This window comes from Streptomyces sp. TLI_185 (genome assembly GCF_003814765.1).
GTDB lineage: Bacteria > Actinomycetota > Actinomycetes > Streptomycetales > Streptomycetaceae > Streptomyces.
In genome coordinates this window covers 8,043,638-8,059,737 of the sequence record NZ_RKRB01000001.1, presented here as the reverse complement: position 1 = coordinate 8,059,737, position 16,100 = coordinate 8,043,638, and the positions used below count along the sequence as shown (strand labels likewise).

The window sequence follows — 16,100 nt, the reverse complement described above, 5'->3', positions numbered from 1 at the left end:
GCCGCCGCCGGGTCTCAGCCGGCCGCTGCGAAAGCGTCCCGGTGGTCCTCGGCCCACTGCCGGTACGTCCGCGCCGGCCGGCCCAGGACCTCCGCCACGTCCTCGGTGACGACGTCGTTGCCGCCCTCCTGGATGAACCGGGCGGCGGCCATGAGGCTGTCCGCGTACGTCTCCCCCAGGCCGGCCGCGAGCAGCTGTTCGCGGCGTTCCTCCGGCGAGAGGTCGTGGAGCGGCACCGCACGGCCGAGGACCTCGCCGAGGACGGCGGCCTGCTCGTGGGCGCTGAGGGTCTCGGGACCGGTCAGGGTGTACGTACGCCCCGCGTGCCGGAGGTCGAGCAGCGCGGCCACGGCGATCTCGGCCACGTCCCGCGGGTCCACGACACCCTGCCTGCCGTCGCCCATCATGTTCGGCGCGGGCGTGCCCTCGCGGACCGCCGCGGCCCAGTTGAGGGTGTTGGAGGCGAAGGAGGAGGGGCGCAGGACCGTCCACTGCAGGCCGCTGTCCCGCACGGCCTCCTCGCCGGGCATGTGCCAGGTCGCGAACACGCCCAGCTCGGGGTCGCCGGTGCCGATCGAGGAGAGCTTCACGATCCGCCGTACGCCCGCGGCCCGCGCCGCCGCCACCAGCGCGCGGTCGTGCTCGGCGTCGTCCGGCCCGAACACACCCACCAGGAAGGCGGCCTCGACGTCCGCCATCGCGGCCTCGACCGAGGACCGGTCGCGGTGGTGGCCCGGCACTGTCTCCACTCCGGACGGCACCCGCGCCTTCTCCGGGTCCCGGCTCAGGGCGCGGACCTTCGCACCGTGTGCCACGAGCTGTCGTACGACGTCACTGCCGATGGTGCCGGTGGCACCCGTCACAAGGATCATGTCCACCACAGTGGGCGGCGGACGGCCCGGATCTCTTGGAAATTCCGGCACGGCTTCGGCGCCCGGGCGGCCGTGCGGCGCGCTTACGGTGGAGGGGTGACGAACATCGTGTCCCGAGAGGTCCTGCCCACGCCCGAGGTGCTGCGCCCGTGGATCGCGGGCATCGGGTCCGTGTGGGTCGGTGACGTGCCGTCGGAGCCCTTCGTCCATCTCCCGGAGGCCGCCACCAAGGTGGTCGTGCGCACCGGGGAACACGGCACGCGCAGCGCCCTGGTCGTCGGCCCGCGCGCCCGCGCCTCCTACCACCGCGGCAAGCGTCGCGCGTCCTGTGTGGAGCTGCGGCTCGCGCCCGGCACCGTCCGCCCCCTGCTCGGCATCCCGGCCGTCGACCTCGTCGGCCGTGCGGTGCAGCTGGCCGAGCTTCCGGACCCGTTCGCACGCCAACTGGCCGAAGCACTGCGCCGGTTGGAGCCCGAGGATGCCCTGTCCCAGCTCGCCGACGTGCTCCCCGAACGACTTGCGGCCGCCGCGGACCCTTCCCGCACCGAACTGGTGCGGGCGGGCGTCGACGCCATGTCGGTCCGCACCGGCCGCACGCCGGCCCAGGTGGCCGAGGTTGCCCGTGAACTCGCCGTCAGCGAGCGGCAGTTGCGCAATCTGTTCACCGAGGGAGTCGGCCTCTCCCCCAAGCACTACGCCCGGATCAACCGCGTCCGTACGGTGCTGGACCACGCGGCGACCCGCCCCTGGGCCGACCTGGCCGCCTCGACCGGCTACTACGACCAGTCTCACATGACGACCGACTTCCGCACCCTGATGGGCGTGCCGCCGCGCTCGTACTTCACCGGCCGTCTGCCGGACGCGACGCCCTGCCAGGCGATCCGCCGGAGCTGAGTCCCGTTTCCGCCGGGACGGAATTCCGGATGCGGGCGACACCGCCCACCTGCGATGCTCCACCGTCATGGCCGAAAGAGCACGACGCGTCAAACCAAGCCGCTACATCTCCGTCGACATCGAGGCCGACGGCCCCATCCCGGGTCCGTACTCGATGCTGAGCCTCGGTGCCGCGGTCGCCGGGACGCAGGACGCCGACGGGTTCACCGCCGCCGACCCCGAGCAGCAGACCTTCTACCGCGAACTGCGCCCGATCGGTGAGGAGTTCGTGCCCGAGGCGCTCGCGGTCAGCGGGCTCGACCGCGAGCGGCTGAAGGCTGAGGGCGCCGAACCGGCCGTCGCGCTCGCCGAGTTCGCCGAGTGGGTGCGGGAGGTCAGCTCCGGCGCGCAGCCAGTCATGTGCGGTTACCCGGCCCCGTACGACTGGACGTTTCTGTACTGGTACCTGATCCGCTTCACCGGGGCGAGCCCCTTCGGGCACTCGGGCTGCCTGGACATGAAGACGCTGTACGCGACGAAGGCGGGGCTGCCGCTGCGGGCGGTCGCGAAGGGCACGATGCCGCGCCATCTGCTGTCCCGGCGCCGGCACACACATCACGCCCTCGACGACGCCGTCGAGCAGGCCGAGCTGCTGGTCAACCTCATGAACTGGCCGGGTCCGGATGCGTCGGCACCGGTACCTGATTGAAGGCGTAGTACAGGGCGATCAGGCCGTGGGCCGCCAGGGTGAGCGGTGCGGACACGAAGGCGAGGCCCACCGTGACCGGGTACGCCAGGGAGCCCAGCGCGAAGCGCGCGCGGGTCGCCCGCGCCGCCGGGACGTCGACACGGGAGTCGAAGAGGTGACCGGTGCGGGTCAGATGCCACCACAGGGCCTGGAAGGTGAGCGCCATGAGGACCATGACCAGGCTGTAGACGGCCGCCGCCACATGCGAGGCCGCGTCCTCGCGCAGATACTCGGCGAGCATCGCGGTCGGCCACGGCACCGCGGCCACCACCATCAGAACCAGCAGGTTCAGGAACATCAGCGTGCGGTCGACGCGGGCGACGTAGCTGAACAACTGGTGGTGGTTGATCCACATGATGCCGATGACCAGGAAGCTCACGACGTATGCGGCGTACGAGGGCCACTGCGCGCCCAGCGCGTGCCACAGGCCGCCGTGTTCGCCGACCTCGGGGACCTTGATCTCCAGGATGAGCAGGGTGATGGCGATGGCGAACACGCCGTCGCTGAAGGCCTCGACGCGACCGGACTCATTCATGGGAGACAGACTGCCCCATCACCGGGGCGGGGCACGGCCATTACCGTGCCCCGCCCCGGCGGATCAGTGGGCGGCGGCGATCTGCTCGCCGGCCTCCATGGGGTGGGTGACGTCCTGGTCGTCACGGTTCCTGCCGAGGTGGTTGAAGACCAGGTTCAGCAGCACCGCCGCCACGCAGCCCGTGGAGATGCCCGAGTCGAGGACGATCTTCGCGGTCTGCGGGAAGGCGTGGTAGAAGTCCGGCGCGGTGATCGGGATCATGCCGACGGCCAATGACACGGCGACGATCAGGACGTTGTTGTCCTTGTCCAGGCCGGCCTTGACGAGGGTCTGGATGCCGCTGGCCGCGACCGAGCCGAACAGCACGACGCCCGCGCCGCCGAGAACCGGGCGCGGTACGACGGCGATGAGCGAGGCGGCCATCGGGCACAGGCCCATCAGGACCAGGAAGCCGCCACCGGTGGCGACGACGTAGCGGCTGCGGATCCTCGTCATCGCGACCAGGCCGATGTTCTGGGCGAAGGCGCTGCACATGAAGCCGTTGAAGAGGGGGCTGAGGGCCGAGCCGAGAGTGTCGGCGCGCAGGCCCGCGGCGATGGTCTTCTCGTCCGCCGGGCGTTCGACGATCTCGCCCAGCGCCAGCATGTCCGCGGTGGACTCGGTCATCGAGACCACCATCACCACGCACAGGGAGAGGATCGCGGCGAGCTGGAACTGCGGCGCCCCGAAGTGGAACGGGGTGGGGAAGCCGATGACGGCCGCGTCGGTGACGGGCCCGAAGTCCGTGGCACCGAGGGGGATCGCAAGGAGGGTGCCGGCGACCAGGCCGAGCAGCACGGCGATCTGTTTGACGAAGCCGCGGGTGAAGCGGCGCAGCACCAGCACGATCAGGAGCGTTGCGGCTGCCAGGCCGAGGTTGGTCGTGGAGCCGTAGTCGTCGGCGGTGGGGACGGGTCCCTGCGCCCAGCCGAAGGCGACCGGCAGCAGGGACACGCCTATGAGCGTGATGACCGTGCCGGTGACGACCGGTGGGAAGAAGCGGACCGCCTTGCTGAAGAAGGGGGCGGCGATGAAGCCGAGCAGCCCGGCGACGATGACCGCACCGAAGATGATCGGCAGGGCGTCGGACTTGTCCTTGGTGGAGGCGACCACCGCGGTCATGGGGGCGACACCGGCGAAGGTGACGCCGTTGACGAAGGGCAGCCGGGCGCCGATCTTCCAGATGCCGAGGGTCTGCAGGAAGGTGGCGAGGCCCGCGGTGAAGAGGCAGGCACCGGTGAGAAAGGTGAGTTCGCTGCCGGTCAGGCCGATGGCCGCGCCGACGATCAGGGGCGGGGCGACGACCCCCGCGTACATGGCGGCCACGTGCTGGAGGCCGGTGGTGGCCATTTTGAGTGCGGGGAGTTTTTCGTCAACGGGGTGGGCGGTCACGGCGGTTCCTCCGGGTCAGCTAACACGTCGGCTCTGACGTGGGTTTCTTGGAGGTGGTGCGCGGTCGTGCGGGACCGGGGATGCCTGTCAGGAAAGTGACGGTGACCGTTCCGGGGCGCGCACGTCCATGCGCGCCCCGGAGACGGCCGCCATGGAACCACTGGGGTCCACGGCTACCGGTCGAGGGCCGTCCCCCTCGACCGGAGATCTTCGACCGCTCAGGCCTGCGCGGCGATCTGCGCCAGGCGCTGGGCCTCGGCCCGCGTGGAGCGGGCGATGGCGTCCTCGTCGACATGCAGGAGTCGGCCCGCCTCGACGATCTGCCGGCCATTCACGAAGGAGGCGGTGACCGGGGCGGCCGCGCCGAAGACCAGCGCGGTGACGGGGTCGGCGATGGAGGCGTGGGCGAGGGTGTCCAGCTTCCACAGCACCAGGTCGGCCAGCTTGCCGGGCTCCAGGGAGCCGATCTCGGCGCTGCGGCCGAGGACCTGGGCGCCGCCGTAGGTGCCGAGGCGCAGCGCCTGCCGGGCGTTCAGGGCGGCCTCGCGGTGGGCGCCGAGACGGTTGATGAGCAGGGCGTTGCGCAGCTCGGTGTGCAACTCGCCGGACTCGTTGGACGCCGTACCGTCGACGCCGAGGCCGACCGGGACGCCGGCCGCCAGCATGTCGGGGACCCGGGCGATGCCGGCCGCGAGGCGGGCGTTGGAGGACGGGCAGTGGGCGACACCGGTCTTCGTACGGGCGAAGGCGGCGATGTCGGAGTCGTTCATGTGGACGCAGTGCGCCATCCACACGTCCTCGCCGAGCCAGCCGGTGGACTCGAAGTAGTCGGTCGGGCCCATGCCGAACAGCTCCTTGCAGAACTGCTCCTCCTCGACGGTCTCCGAGCCGTGGGTGTGCAGACGCACGCCGAGACGGCGGGCCAACTGGGCGCCCTCACGCAGGAGTTCGGTGGAGACGGAGAAGGGCGAGCAGGGCGCGACGGCCACCTGCGTCATCGCGTCGAAGGAGGCGTCGTGGTGCTCCTTGACGGTCGCCTCGGTGGCGGCGAGGGCGCCCTCGAGGGTCTCGACGGCGAAGTCCGGGGGCAGGCCGCCGTCCTTCTCGCTGCGGTCCATCGAGCCGCGGGCGAGGGTGAAGCGGACGCCCATTTCGCGGGCGGCGCGGATGATGGCCCCGGACAGGTCGCCGGAGTCCTTCGGGAAGACGTAGTGGTGGTCCATGGCGGTGGTCACGCCACCGCGGGCCATCATTCCCAGGGAACCCTGGGCCGCCGAGTAGCACATCTGCTCGTCGATGCGCGCCCAGGTCGGATACAGGGCGACCAGCCAGTTGAACAGGTTGTGGTCGGTGGCCAGGCCCCGGGTGATCCACTGGTAGAAGTGGTGGTGGGTGTTGACCAGGCCGGGGGTCACCAGGTGACCGGAGGCGTCGATACGGCGTACGACGTTCTCCAGGCCCTCGGGGGCCTTGCCCGCGCCGAGCGCCTCGATGCGGTTGCCGGCGATGACGACATGGCCGTGTCCGTACTCGGTGTCGTTGGCGTCGACCGTTGCGATCGAACAGTTCTCGATGACGATGCGCTGGGCTGCTGCCATGATTCGTCCTTTTCGCTCAGTGGACTTTGTGGAGAGGGCACGGCAGGACCCTAGGAGTTTTGAGTGCCGTGACCGGGGAGGCGGGGAGGCGGGTTCCCCGGTCACGGGTGCCGAATATCGAGCTGCCCGGAAGGTGCTCAGAGGTTGGTGAGGTCCACCGGGATCTTCGGCTCGCAGCCGTCCCGCAGGATCGTCGCCTCGATCAGGCCGTAGGGGCGGTCGGCGGCGAAGTACACCTCGTTGTCGTTCTTCAGCCCGAAGGGCTCCAGGTCGACGAGGAAATGGTGCTTGTTCGGCAGTGAGAAGCGGACCTCGTCGATCTCGCTGCGGTTGTTGATGATGCGCGAACCCATTTGGTAGAGGGTCTGCTGCAGCGAGAGCGAGTACGTCTCGGCGAAGGCCTGGAGCATGTGCTTCCTGGTCTGCTCGTAGGACTTCTCCCAGTTGGGCATCCGCTGCTCGTCGTCGGTCCAGTTGAACCGCCAGCGGGCCGAGACCGACGTGGCCAGGATGCGGTCGTACGCCTCCTGCAGCGTCGTGTACTTGTCCTTGACGTAGCCCCAGAACTCGGAGTTGGTCGAGTTCATCACCGTCAGGTCCTTGAGACCGGAGACGACCTCCCACGACGAGCCGTCGTAGGTGATCTGGGTCAGCCGGGTCTCCTGGCCCTTGCGGACGAAGGAGTGCTTGACCTCGTCCGCGCCGATGAACTGGGAGTTGGCGTCGGACGCGGCGATCCGCTCCCAGGCGTACTCCTCGATACGGATCCGGGCCGTCTGGATCGGCTCCTGGCTGGTCACGAAGTGCCTGGCCAGGTGGATGCCGAACTGCTCGGCCGACTCGATGCCGTGCTCCTTGGCGAACGCGTACACCGTGTTCTTGGTGGTGTCGGTCGGCAGCACGTTGGCGTTGGAGCCGGAGTAGTGGACCTCGTCCATGTCGCCGCTCAGCGCGACGGACACGTTCAGGTCCTTGATGTGGTGGGTGGCGCCGTCCCGCGTGATCTTTACGACTCGGTTCTCGGCCTTGCCGTACTGGTTCTGTCCCAGGATCGTGGGCATTTAGCTAGCTCCCTCGGTATACGGAGTAGCCGAACGGGTTGAGCAGCAGCGGTACGTGGTAGTGCTCCCCGGGCTTGACGGCGAAGGTGATCGCCACCTCGGGGAAGAACGCGGCACCGCTGTCCCGATTCGCGGGGGCGTCCTGCTGCGCATCGGCTTGCTTCTTCTCGAAATACGGCTCCACCGCGAAGTCGAGCCGTACGTGGGTCGTCCCTTCCGGCAGCGCCGGCAGGTCCTTGCACCGTCCGTCCGCGTCGGTCGCGGAACCGCCGAGCGCCTGCCATACGGCGTCCCGCCCCGTGCGGGCGGAGAGCTCGATGGCGACGCCCTCGGCGGGGCGGCCGATGCTGGTGTCCAGAATGTGCGTGGACACGGAGGCGGTGGTGCTGGTGCTCATGGTGTCAGGCTTCCTCTTCAGTCTTCCTCGACGAGTCGGGCCAGTCGGATGCGGTTGATCTTGCCCAGCTCGGTGCGGACGATCTCCCGCTCCTGCTCCGGCGAGTTGCCGATCCGCTCCTTGACCGCGTCCCGCATCTGCTCGCCGGTCCGGCCGGTGGCGCAGATGAGGAAGACATGGCCGAACCGGTCCTGGTAGGCCAGGTTCAGTTCGAGCATCTCCGACTTGAGCTCCTCGGAGGCGCCGGCCATGCCGCGCTGTTCCCGGGCCGAGGTGGGGTCCCCCGGCTTGGGGCGGCCGATCGGCGGGTGCCCGGCCATCGCCTCGGCCAGGTCCTCGGCGCTCAGCTCGGCCATGGCGGCGTCGCTGGCGGCGAAGAGGGCGTCGGCGGTGGCGTACGGGCGGGCGGCGAGCAGCCGCCGCGCCCAGGTGGTGGAGGCACACGCCTCGTGGAGGGCGGCGAAGGCCGCGTGCTCCTCCAGTACGTTGAACCGGGCCAGGCCCGGGGGCGTGGAAGTCGACGTCACGGGTGCCTCCGTGGCCGCGAGAACGGCCTTCGTGCTGAACGGGCTGCCGTTAGCTAACGCCCCCACGCAACGCCACGTCAACACTTTGTTGAAAATTCGGGGTAACAAACCCGGCCGGGCGGCGCCCCCTGGAGGGCCTCAGCCCTCCTTCTCACGGTTCAGATAGTTGTAGACCGTGAACCGGCTGACGCCGAGCGCCCCCGCCACGGTCTCCACGCCGTGCCGTACCGAGAAGGCGCCGCGCGCCTCGAGTATCCGTACGACCTCCTGCTTGGCCTTGCGGTCCAGGTCGGCCAGGGGCTTGCCCTGCTTGCGCTCCATCGCGGCGAGGATGTGGTCGAGGGAGTCGGCGAGCTGGGGCAGGCGCACGGCGACCACGTCCGCGCCCTCCCAGGCGAGCACGACGTCGTCGGGCCCGGCCTCGTCGGGCGGGAGCAGCTCGCCGCCCATGGCGTCGACCAGTGGTTTCACGGCCGTGATGAACGGCTCGTCGCCAGTGCCGGTCACTTCGCGTCCCCCTCGCCGGCGCCGACGACGTTGACCTGCAGCGAGACCCGGGTGGCACCGGCCTGGAGCGTCTCGCGGAGCAGCGCGTCCACGGCGGTCAGCACGGCGTCGGCGGCGCCCTCCGCCGTGTTGCCGAACGGGCCGACGTCCACCTCGTCCAGCTCGGCAGCCTCGATGACCTGGCGGGCGACCACCGCGTGCGCGGGCGCCTCGTCGAGGTCGAAGGGCTCGGTCGTGAACTCCACTCTCAATCGCACTGTGCCCCCAAGGCATCGCTCTGACCTGCGCGTTCCCTCAGTCCTCCGACTGAGAGGGCACATCCGGGGCACCACACCGAACGCCCGGTCCACCGCCGCCCCGGTCCGTACCTCCGACTCAGGGAAAAGATGGCTGTAGACGTTCAGGGTCCTCGCAGCGTTGGTGTGCCCCAACCGCTCCGACACGACCTTAACGGACTCCCCTGCGGCAATCAGCAGAGATGGGTGGGCATGCGAACCCCCTTTCGACCCGGCACTCGCTGAATCTGCTGCTCCATCTTGACCATGCGGCGAGGGAAGTCGATGTTCTTCACTTACAGCTTGAAAAGCTCTCCGGGGCGGAGACCGGTGCCCGCCCCCAGGATGACGAGGGCGCGATATCTGTGCGGTACAGCGCCGGCCAAATCGCTCACCTGGCCAGCCGCCGGCGGCACAATTTCGACGTGCGGCACCGAGGACGGTGTGACACCTGCACACGGGCTCCGCGGAACCATCCCATCGCGAACCGCGGCATTGAAGACCTGCTTCACCTTGGCAGCACTGTGCCGGGCTGTCTGCGCCGTGAAGCCGATTACCTCGACGAGCCCTGTGGCCCAGGCTTGGATCTCACTCGGCCGTATCAAGACCAGCCGACGGTCACCGAACACCGGATAGGCGTGGATCCGCAGACACCGCTCGACGTTCGCGGCCGTGCGCGGTACGGGGCAGTTGCGCACATGCCGATGCCCCTCAAAGGCTGCATCTCCCCGCGGCGAGTGCCGTGATCGCGCACTCGGCGGCATGCCGTGCCGCGAGCGCGGAAGGGAAGGGCCCGCAACCGTGGGAGGCACGGCATGCCGGTCCGTTCGTGATACGCCACTGCCAGGCGGTGCGCGTGGCAGGGGGCAGGGGGTGCTGCCAGACGGGCTGTGCGGAGGAGGGTGGGTTCTCCGCATTCTGGACCAGTACGTCGTGGACCACTCCGCCGATCACCGCTGAGGCGCGCCTTACGTCGTCATGGGTGCTCCAGGCCAGGGGTGTCGGGGAGGACTCCGACACTTCCAGGAGGACATCGGCGAGGTCGGCCAGAGTCCGGTACAGCGCGGAACGAACCGCGTCGCTGTGGTGACGGCCCCACCGGCATGGGGTCCGTTCGGCGAATTCGTCCACGATGGCCTGCGCGGCGATTTCGCCCAGAGAGTCCGGCTGTTCGAGGCGTTCCCGCGCCAGAGTCGCGGCGGCGCCCCACGCGAGGTCGTCGCGGGTCATGGCGGTGCCGTGGACCAGCGTCCACAGGTCGGCGGGTCCCAGGTCGTCGACCGTGTGCTGGATGCAGCGGGCGGCCGCGTCCGACGGGGGCGGCACGTCGGCGTTCAGGAGGCCGGCGCGCACCTCGGTGGCCGCGCTCACGTCGCCCGGTTGCAGCGCGCCCAGCGGCAGTGAGGCCGCTGCGTGGAGCACGTGCTCGTAGACGCGCCGTACCGGATGAGAACCGGAGGGCGGTGAAGGGCGCCCCGACAGGGAGCACAAGGCATCCAGCAGGTCCACCGGTACAACCCTCAGGTTGACGCACGCCTTCGACAGACGATCATCCATCGTGCCCATTACCTTCCTCGTAGAGCCCCCCGTCCTCTCTCAGAGGTGGACGCCGGTCTGGCGTGGTCCCCCGGGGACCACGCCAGACCGGCGTCGAGCTGCAGCCGAGTCAGTCGTCCAGGACTGCCAGGGCGTCGATCTCCACGAGCAGTCCGGGAGGAAGCTGCATGTAGACGGTGGTGCGGGCGGGGAAGGGTTCACCGACGGCCGCCGCGTACGCCTCGTTCAGCTCGGGCAGGTGGGCGGGGTCGGTGAGGTAGACGCGGAGCATCACGACGTCCTCCAGGCCGGCGCCGGCCGCCTTGAGTACGGCGGTGACGTTGCGCAGGGTCTGCGTGGTCTGCTCTGCGACCGTGGTGCCGACGACCGCGCCGGTGGCCGGGTCGAACGGGAGCTGCCCGGAGACCTGCAGGATCGGTCCCTTGCGGATGCCCTGGGACAGGGGGGCTGCCAGAGTGGGTGCGTTCTCGGTGGTGATGACGGCTCTTGTCATGGTGTGTCCTTGACGGAAGGGTGCACAGAGCGATCTGTGCGAGGGGGTCAGGCCCAGGCCTGTCGTTCCTGGCTGCGGGGGTCGTCGACCTGGGTCCACTCGGCGTCGATGTGCATCGTGGCCCGGCGTGTGGTGTCGTACTGGTCCCATCCGGGGTTGCCGGTTCTGGCGAACCGGATCCAGGCCTCGTGCGTGCGGGCGGCGAGGTCCGCGGGGGGCTTGTCGGGGCCGAGCAGGGCGCCCTCACCCGCCAGCTGCTGGAGCTCCGCGATGTCGAAGACGAAGGGGAGCTCCATCGCGTGGGTGGCGCCGAGGTCTCCGCCCAGGGCCGTCGAGCGCCAGGCGAACTCGTAGCTGAACGTGGCGGACTGTGGGTGGGCGGCATGTGCGCCGGCCAGGGCCCAGCTGCCCGCGCCGAACAGCGCGTCGCCCATGATGGCCGACCGCAGCTCGCCGAAGGACGCCTCGGGGCGGGTGTTGCGGTACGTCTCCACGAGCTGCGCGGGCTTCGGGTGCGAGCGCGCCGCGGTGTCGTCGACGTCCCCGGCGGTCGAGGTGGCGTACTTGTCCACCGGGACCAGGTAGAGGTTTCCCTCCTCGGCGTTGGTCCCGACGAGCAGGTCGACATCGGCGCTCAGGCCGGCGGCGACGGATACGGCGGGCTGCGTGTCGAGCACCAGGCTGAAGGGACTGAGGCCGATCAGTGGGTCGTGGTGAGTGGCGGTCTGCAGGTCGATGCCCGCGAGCTTGGAGGCTGCCTCCACCAGGCGCTCGTCGGAGATGCCCGCGAAGGCGTCGACGTGCGGCTCGATGCCCAGTTCCTCGGCCGCGGCCTTGGTGACCCGGGCGGCCTGTTCGGTGGTGAACGCCCCCAGACCGCTGCCGCTCTGCACGATCGCCCGGCGGAACAGGCCCGCGGCGTCGGGGGTGGCGAGGACGCCGCCGACGACGGTCGCCCCCGCCGACTGGCCGAAGAGGGTGACGTTGTCCGGGTCACCGCCGAAGGCGGCGATGTTCTGCCGCACCCAGCGCAGTGCGGCGACGACGTCGAGCAGGCCGCGGTTGGCGGGCGCCCCGGGGATGTCGAGGAACCCGGAGATGCCGAGCCGGTAGTTGAGGGTGACCAGGACGACGCCGTCGCGGGCGAAGGCGGAACCGTCGTACAGCGCGGACCGCGTCGACCCGGCGACGAACCCGCCGCCGTGGACGAACACCATCACGGGCAGGTCGCCGTCACCGGCCGCGGGCTGGAAGACGTTGACGGTGAGGTAGTCCTCGCCGCGGCTCCAGCCGGCGCCGAAGTAGGGGGCCATGTCGATGCTGCCGAGCTTGCGCTCGGACTGCGGGGCGTTGGGGCCGGGCGCGGTGGCGTCCCGTACGCCGTCCCAGGGCTCGTGCGGCCGCGGCGGGGCGAACCGGCCGGCTCCCAGCGGAGGAGCGGCGTAGGGGATGTTCAGGAAGGTGGCGGTGCCGTTGTCCTGGCGCAGGCCGCGGACGGCTCCCTGTGCGGTGGTGACGACGGGGTCGGATTGGTTGCTCACAGCGATGCCTTTCCGCGGGTTTCAGCCCTGCTCGGAGTACGGGGCGAAGGGCGCCCAGCCCTTGATGTCGAAGGTGTTGCCGTTCCGCACGATCTCGGCGGCGCCGTGGCCGCCCAGGTGCGCGGGGATCAGGAGCGCGTTGTTGTCGGCCGCCCAGCCCAGCACCTTGCGGCGGGTGGCGCGGGCGCCTGCGGGGTCCTCGCAGAAGCAGCTGTTGGCGTCCGGCTCGACGATCTGCACCGGGTTGTGCAGCATGTCACCGACGAACACCGCGCGGTCCGTCCCGGAGCTGAGGGTCAGCACGGAGGAGCCGGGGGTGTGTCCGGGGGCCGCGTCCAGGCGCAGGTCGGCGTCGATCTGGTGGCTGTTCTCCCACAGCAGCGTCTGGCCGGCCTCGTGCACCGGGGCCACGCTGTCCTCGAAGACGTTCTGGTTGCCGCGGCCGAGCAGCGGCTGGTGGCCGTTCGCCGGGTTCCAGAAGTCGAAGTCGTCCTTGGGCATCAGATACGTGGCGTTGGGGAAGGTGGGAACCCACTGCCGCCCGTCCAGGTACGTGTTCCAGCCGACGTGGTCGATGTGGAGATGTGTGTTGATCACGATGTCCACGTCCTCGGGCTGGACGCCTGCCCGGGCGAGGTTGTCCAGGAAGTCCGTCTCCAGGTGGCTCCAGACCGGCGCGTACGGGCGCTCCTTGTGGTTACCCACACCGGTGTCGACGAGGATGGTCTTGCCCCCGCTACGCAGCAGCCAGGTCTGGATCGCGGAATTCACGATGTTGGTCTCGGAATCCAGGAAATGCGGGGCCAGCCAGTGGGCGCCGTCCTTCCAGACTTCCTGCGAGCTTTCCGGGAAGAAGGCGTGGGGATCCATTTCGACGGAACCGTAGTATTCCCAGACGCGGGTGATGGAGACGTTGCCGAGCGTGATCTGTTCCATGGGGCTTCCTTGAGGAATCGGAGGCATTACCGGAACGGTACGATCAGCCCCGGCGAGCGCGGTATCCGTCAGGTGACTGCACCTGTGCACGCAGCTCTGAAAAGGGGCGTTTCCCTTTGCAGGCCAAGTGAAAGGCGAGGCGGCTCCCCGTTCCGATTTCTTTTCCCGGATACCTCGTGGACGAGCACGCGGCTACCCCGTCCCCGCCTTTCACGTCGGCGGCTTTGACGCCTGCCGATCAGCGAAATACAAGGGTGTGCGGTCACCCGTGATGCGTTCTGGCGGGGTGTCAGACGGCTTGGGCACCTTCGCACTGGTCCGCGAGAGCGACGCAACGCACCGCGGCAGCCGGGACCGGCCCGTGCGGCGACGGAATGTCGGCGCTCTCGGACGGAACCATGGTGGGGCCGCCGGGGTCCGAGACGAGCGGGTCCAGGGCTCGCGCGAGCGCGGTCAAGGTCGCGTCGAGGCGATTGATGTGCAGCAGCAGGCGATACTCCGGCGAGGGCCGGCTGCGGCTCACACGCCGCTCCTCCGAGAGCAGGGACAGTGCCCTGACGACTCTGGGGCGTGCCGTGTGTGAGGAGATTCCCGATCGATGGCCGGTGACGCGGATCAGGTGGGCCACGGTCTCGTGCGCACGGTCGGCCGCGGCAGTGAGGCAGGGGGCGCACTCCGGGACACGGCCCGCCGGCAGACGCTCGGCCGCGGCGGCCAGGCTCCGTGCGTGGTACGCGCCGGCCTCAAGAAGTTCCAGCAGGTGGCGGACGTGGTGACGTCGGCCGCGCTGCGGATTGAGCGGATGGGTGAGAGGCAGACAGGCCTTGCTGAAGGACTCCAGTGCCTGGTCGAGGTCGTGTGCCGCGCGCACCCAGCTCGTCGGGGTTTCCGCGTCCGTGCTTCCGGACGCGATGGCCCGAAGGAGGCGGTCGAGGACGCGCAGAAGACCGACCAGCTCTTCGTCACTGGCCCGGCGGACCGTGGTGGGAAGTACGAGGACAGCGGCAAGGATCCCGCAGGACACTCCCAGTGCGGTCTCCTGGACACGCAGGAGCAGCACGTGCGTCGAGAAGGTGTCCATCAGCGCGAGCAGCATGCTGAGTGTGCCGGTGATGAAGAACGTCACGGCCCAATAGGCCTGTGACGGGGTGTAGAACATCCCGAACATGCACAGCAGGAGCAGGATCAGGAGGACAGGGCCGTCTCCGCCGACCAGGGCGGCAAGGCCGTAGCCGAACACCGCGCCGAGGACAGTGCCCGCCAGCCGCCGGGCACTCTGGAGCAGCACCTCGCCGGTGCTCTCGGTCCTGATGAAGACGACCCATGCCGTCACGACGGCCCAGTACCACAGGTGCGGAGACAGGAGATGGCCGCCCGCGACGGCGAGAGCCGAGGCAGTTGTCACCTGGAACGCCTGACGGGTCGCTTGACGCTTCAGGCCTTCGGTGTCAGCGTCCCTGCGCGGCACCGCCCCGACGGTTGGTGGGGCGGGCTTGTGAGGAGGTGTCCCGAACCCTGCCGGGCGGCCGCGTGGGCCGAGAACCCGCAGTGCTGCGGCGAGTTCGTCGACCGCTGGGAAGCAGTCCTGCACATGTGCGGAGCCGGTCGGCCGGTTCGCCGGCCCGCCTTCGTACCGCTCCTCGCACTGTTCGGATGTACAAGCCGTTCCCCCGGTCAGCTGGTGCCGGAGAGCCCGGATCCGCTGCGCGAGCCGCTGTCGCGCCGTCCGTTCCGCCAGATCGTCGCGGGCCGCCGGTGTGCGGACCGCGCGGACCGCGAGTACGGCCAGGCGCTGAGCGGCCACCTCCACACGACCAATACGCCGCAGCAGGGCCACGGTGCCCTCGTCGACGGGCCGCTCGTCGAGAAAGCCCTCGATCAGCAGCACGGATGCGTGCAGTGTGTCGAGGCGGTCCTGCAACGAGCGGCTCCGGGTGCCGTCGTCCTGCCCGGTGACGACCATCGAGGCCGTGTCCCGCAGGACGTCGTGCAGACGCACGTCGAATGCGTGCCGCAGCCGCCTCAGAGCTCCGGCCTCCGTGATCGGGCCGGCGCAGTACCACACGGTCGTGACGGCCCCGAAAGCCACAAGTACCGATGCCCCGAGTTGGGGAAGCTGGTCCGCTCGCGCCTGGGTGAATTGAGACAGCAGGAAGGCCATGAAACCGAAGATCCCCAGGCCCAGCCCTCGGGGGCCGAACCGGCGGGCCTGAACGGCGAGGTGGATCACCACCAAAAAGATCAGCTTGGCTGCCGTCGGGTACGGCGTCAGCACGGCTCCGGCGGCCAGGGACACCAAAGAGAGCGGAGCGCCGAGTCCGAGGGTGATGAGCTGGTTGCGCGGATGCAGGTCGCTGATCGCCAGAGACGTCGTCATCGCGGTGAAACCGCCGACCACCAGCGCCGTTTCGGGCGCTCCCAGCGCCGTCAGCACCGCAAGGGCCGCGACTGAGCCGAGCACGGCGCGCATCGCGGAGGTCAGACGTATGAGCCCGGGGTCAGAGGCGGCGAAGCGGTCCCACAGCGATGCCGTTGTCCTTGCCACCATCGTGATCTCCGTACGTCCTTTCGCCGGTGCACGGCCGTGAGGGATGGTTCGAGGCTCTGGCCGGCCACCGCCCGCGTCGCCAGTCTCGGTGCGCGGGGGTTGCGTCCGGTATGCGTCAGGTGACTGCTCTCGGAGGTGCTGCAGCACGCAGGCGGAGAACCGTCGCGTAGTTCGCGGTGGTCTGACGGTGAAACGAGACAA

At 69.7% G+C, this 16,100-nt stretch carries 16 protein-coding genes; 2 read left to right on the top strand and 14 right to left on the bottom strand.

Features of this window, described 5'->3' with window-relative positions; genetic code table 11:
* Positions 1–14 precede the first annotated feature (14 nt).
* Positions 15–872 carry an NAD(P)H-binding protein gene (locus EDD92_RS37030; RefSeq protein ID WP_123968338.1) on the bottom strand — a complete coding sequence of 286 codons (858 nt, stop codon included), beginning with the start codon at positions 870–872 and terminating at the stop codon, positions 15–17.
* 96 nt (positions 873–968) lie between these two features.
* Between EDD92_RS37030 and EDD92_RS37025 the strand changes: the two genes are divergently transcribed.
* Positions 969–1,766 (top strand): AraC family transcriptional regulator, encoded by a 798-nt coding sequence (locus tag EDD92_RS37025; protein WP_185124240.1) that lies wholly within the window; start codon positions 969–971, stop codon positions 1,764–1,766.
* Positions 1,767–1,833: 67 nt separating this feature from the next.
* Complete coding sequence (locus tag EDD92_RS37020) at positions 1,834–2,454, top strand: exonuclease domain-containing protein (protein ID WP_123968337.1); 621 nt, start codon at positions 1,834–1,836, stop codon at positions 2,452–2,454.
* Here the strand turns inward: EDD92_RS37020 and EDD92_RS37015 are convergent.
* The 13 genes from EDD92_RS37015 to EDD92_RS36955 form a co-directional block, all read right to left on the bottom strand.
* Entirely contained in the window at positions 2,408–3,028 is a 621-nt protein-coding gene (locus EDD92_RS37015) for a TMEM175 family protein (RefSeq protein WP_123968336.1), read from the bottom strand. The genes EDD92_RS37020 and EDD92_RS37015 overlap by 47 nt on opposite strands.
* A 63-nt stretch (positions 3,029–3,091) precedes the next feature.
* Complete coding sequence (locus EDD92_RS37010) at positions 3,092–4,459, bottom strand: nucleobase:cation symporter-2 family protein (protein ID WP_123968335.1); 1,368 nt, start codon at positions 4,457–4,459, stop codon at positions 3,092–3,094.
* Between the two features lie 218 nt (positions 4,460–4,677).
* Entirely contained in the window at positions 4,678–6,057 is a 1,380-nt protein-coding gene (locus EDD92_RS37005; protein ID WP_123968334.1) for an 8-oxoguanine deaminase, read from the bottom strand.
* A gap of 137 nt (positions 6,058–6,194) precedes the next feature.
* On the bottom strand, positions 6,195–7,118 hold the full coding sequence (gene pucL, locus EDD92_RS37000; RefSeq protein ID WP_030940526.1) for a factor-independent urate hydroxylase: 924 nt from the start codon (positions 7,116–7,118) through the stop codon (positions 6,195–6,197).
* Between the two features lie 4 nt (positions 7,119–7,122).
* Positions 7,123–7,515: a hydroxyisourate hydrolase gene (gene uraH / locus EDD92_RS36995; protein ID WP_123968333.1), complete on the bottom strand. Its 393-nt coding sequence runs from the start codon at positions 7,513–7,515 to the stop codon at positions 7,123–7,125.
* Between the two features lie 17 nt (positions 7,516–7,532).
* The gene (gene uraD / locus EDD92_RS36990; RefSeq protein WP_123968332.1) at positions 7,533–8,042 is read right to left on the bottom strand and encodes a 2-oxo-4-hydroxy-4-carboxy-5-ureidoimidazoline decarboxylase; all 510 of its coding nucleotides are present in this window, start codon (positions 8,040–8,042) and stop codon (positions 7,533–7,535) included.
* 138 nt (positions 8,043–8,180) lie between these two features.
* A complete protein-coding gene (locus tag EDD92_RS36985; protein WP_030940519.1) occupies positions 8,181–8,549 on the bottom strand; it encodes a helix-turn-helix domain-containing protein in 369 nt (122 codons plus the stop codon).
* Positions 8,546–8,806, bottom strand: a complete 261-nt coding sequence (locus EDD92_RS36980; protein ID WP_123968331.1) for a thiamine-binding protein — start codon at positions 8,804–8,806, stop codon at positions 8,546–8,548. Before EDD92_RS36980 ends, EDD92_RS36985 begins: the two co-directional genes overlap by 4 nt.
* 729 nt (positions 8,807–9,535) lie before the next feature.
* A complete protein-coding gene (locus tag EDD92_RS36975; protein WP_185124239.1) occupies positions 9,536–10,381 on the bottom strand; it encodes a hypothetical protein in 846 nt (281 codons plus the stop codon).
* 109 nt (positions 10,382–10,490) lie between these two features.
* Positions 10,491–10,874, bottom strand: coding sequence for a RidA family protein (locus EDD92_RS36970; RefSeq protein WP_123968330.1), 384 nt, complete (start codon positions 10,872–10,874; stop codon positions 10,491–10,493).
* Positions 10,875–10,921: 47 nt separating this feature from the next.
* Positions 10,922–12,415: a carboxylesterase/lipase family protein gene (locus EDD92_RS36965; RefSeq protein WP_123968329.1), complete on the bottom strand. Its 1,494-nt coding sequence runs from the start codon at positions 12,413–12,415 to the stop codon at positions 10,922–10,924.
* Positions 12,416–12,436: 21 nt separating this feature from the next.
* Entirely contained in the window at positions 12,437–13,351 is a 915-nt protein-coding gene (locus tag EDD92_RS36960; RefSeq protein ID WP_123968328.1) for an MBL fold metallo-hydrolase, read from the bottom strand.
* 289 nt (positions 13,352–13,640) lie between these two features.
* The gene (locus EDD92_RS36955) at positions 13,641–15,899 is read right to left on the bottom strand and encodes an FUSC family protein (protein WP_123968327.1); all 2,259 of its coding nucleotides are present in this window, start codon (positions 15,897–15,899) and stop codon (positions 13,641–13,643) included.
* Positions 15,900–16,100: the final 201 nt, after the last annotated feature.

Excerpts from the sequence above, each read along its gene's own strand:
- EDD92_RS36975 (WP_185124239.1), bottom strand. The coding sequence starts at position 10,381 with ATGGATGATCGTCTGTCGAAGGCGTGCGTCAACCTGAGGGTTGTACCG.
- uraH (WP_123968333.1), bottom strand. The coding sequence starts at position 7,515 with ATGAGCACCAGCACCACCGCCTCCGTGTCCACGCACATTCTGGACACC.
- pucL (WP_030940526.1), bottom strand. The coding sequence starts at position 7,118 with ATGCCCACGATCCTGGGACAGAACCAGTACGGCAAGGCCGAGAACCGA.
- EDD92_RS36960 (WP_123968328.1), bottom strand. The coding sequence starts at position 13,351 with ATGGAACAGATCACGCTCGGCAACGTCTCCATCACCCGCGTCTGGGAA.
- EDD92_RS36955 (WP_123968327.1), bottom strand. The coding sequence starts at position 15,899 with ATGGTGGCAAGGACAACGGCATCGCTGTGGGACCGCTTCGCCGCCTCT.
- EDD92_RS37005 (WP_123968334.1), bottom strand. The coding sequence starts at position 6,057 with ATGGCAGCAGCCCAGCGCATCGTCATCGAGAACTGTTCGATCGCAACG.
- EDD92_RS36970 (WP_123968330.1), bottom strand. The coding sequence starts at position 10,874 with ATGACAAGAGCCGTCATCACCACCGAGAACGCACCCACTCTGGCAGCC.
- EDD92_RS37015 (WP_123968336.1), bottom strand. The coding sequence starts at position 3,028 with ATGAATGAGTCCGGTCGCGTCGAGGCCTTCAGCGACGGCGTGTTCGCC.
- EDD92_RS37020 (WP_123968337.1), top strand. The coding sequence starts at position 1,834 with ATGGCCGAAAGAGCACGACGCGTCAAACCAAGCCGCTACATCTCCGTC.
- EDD92_RS37030 (WP_123968338.1), bottom strand. The coding sequence starts at position 872 with ATGATCCTTGTGACGGGTGCCACCGGCACCATCGGCAGTGACGTCGTA.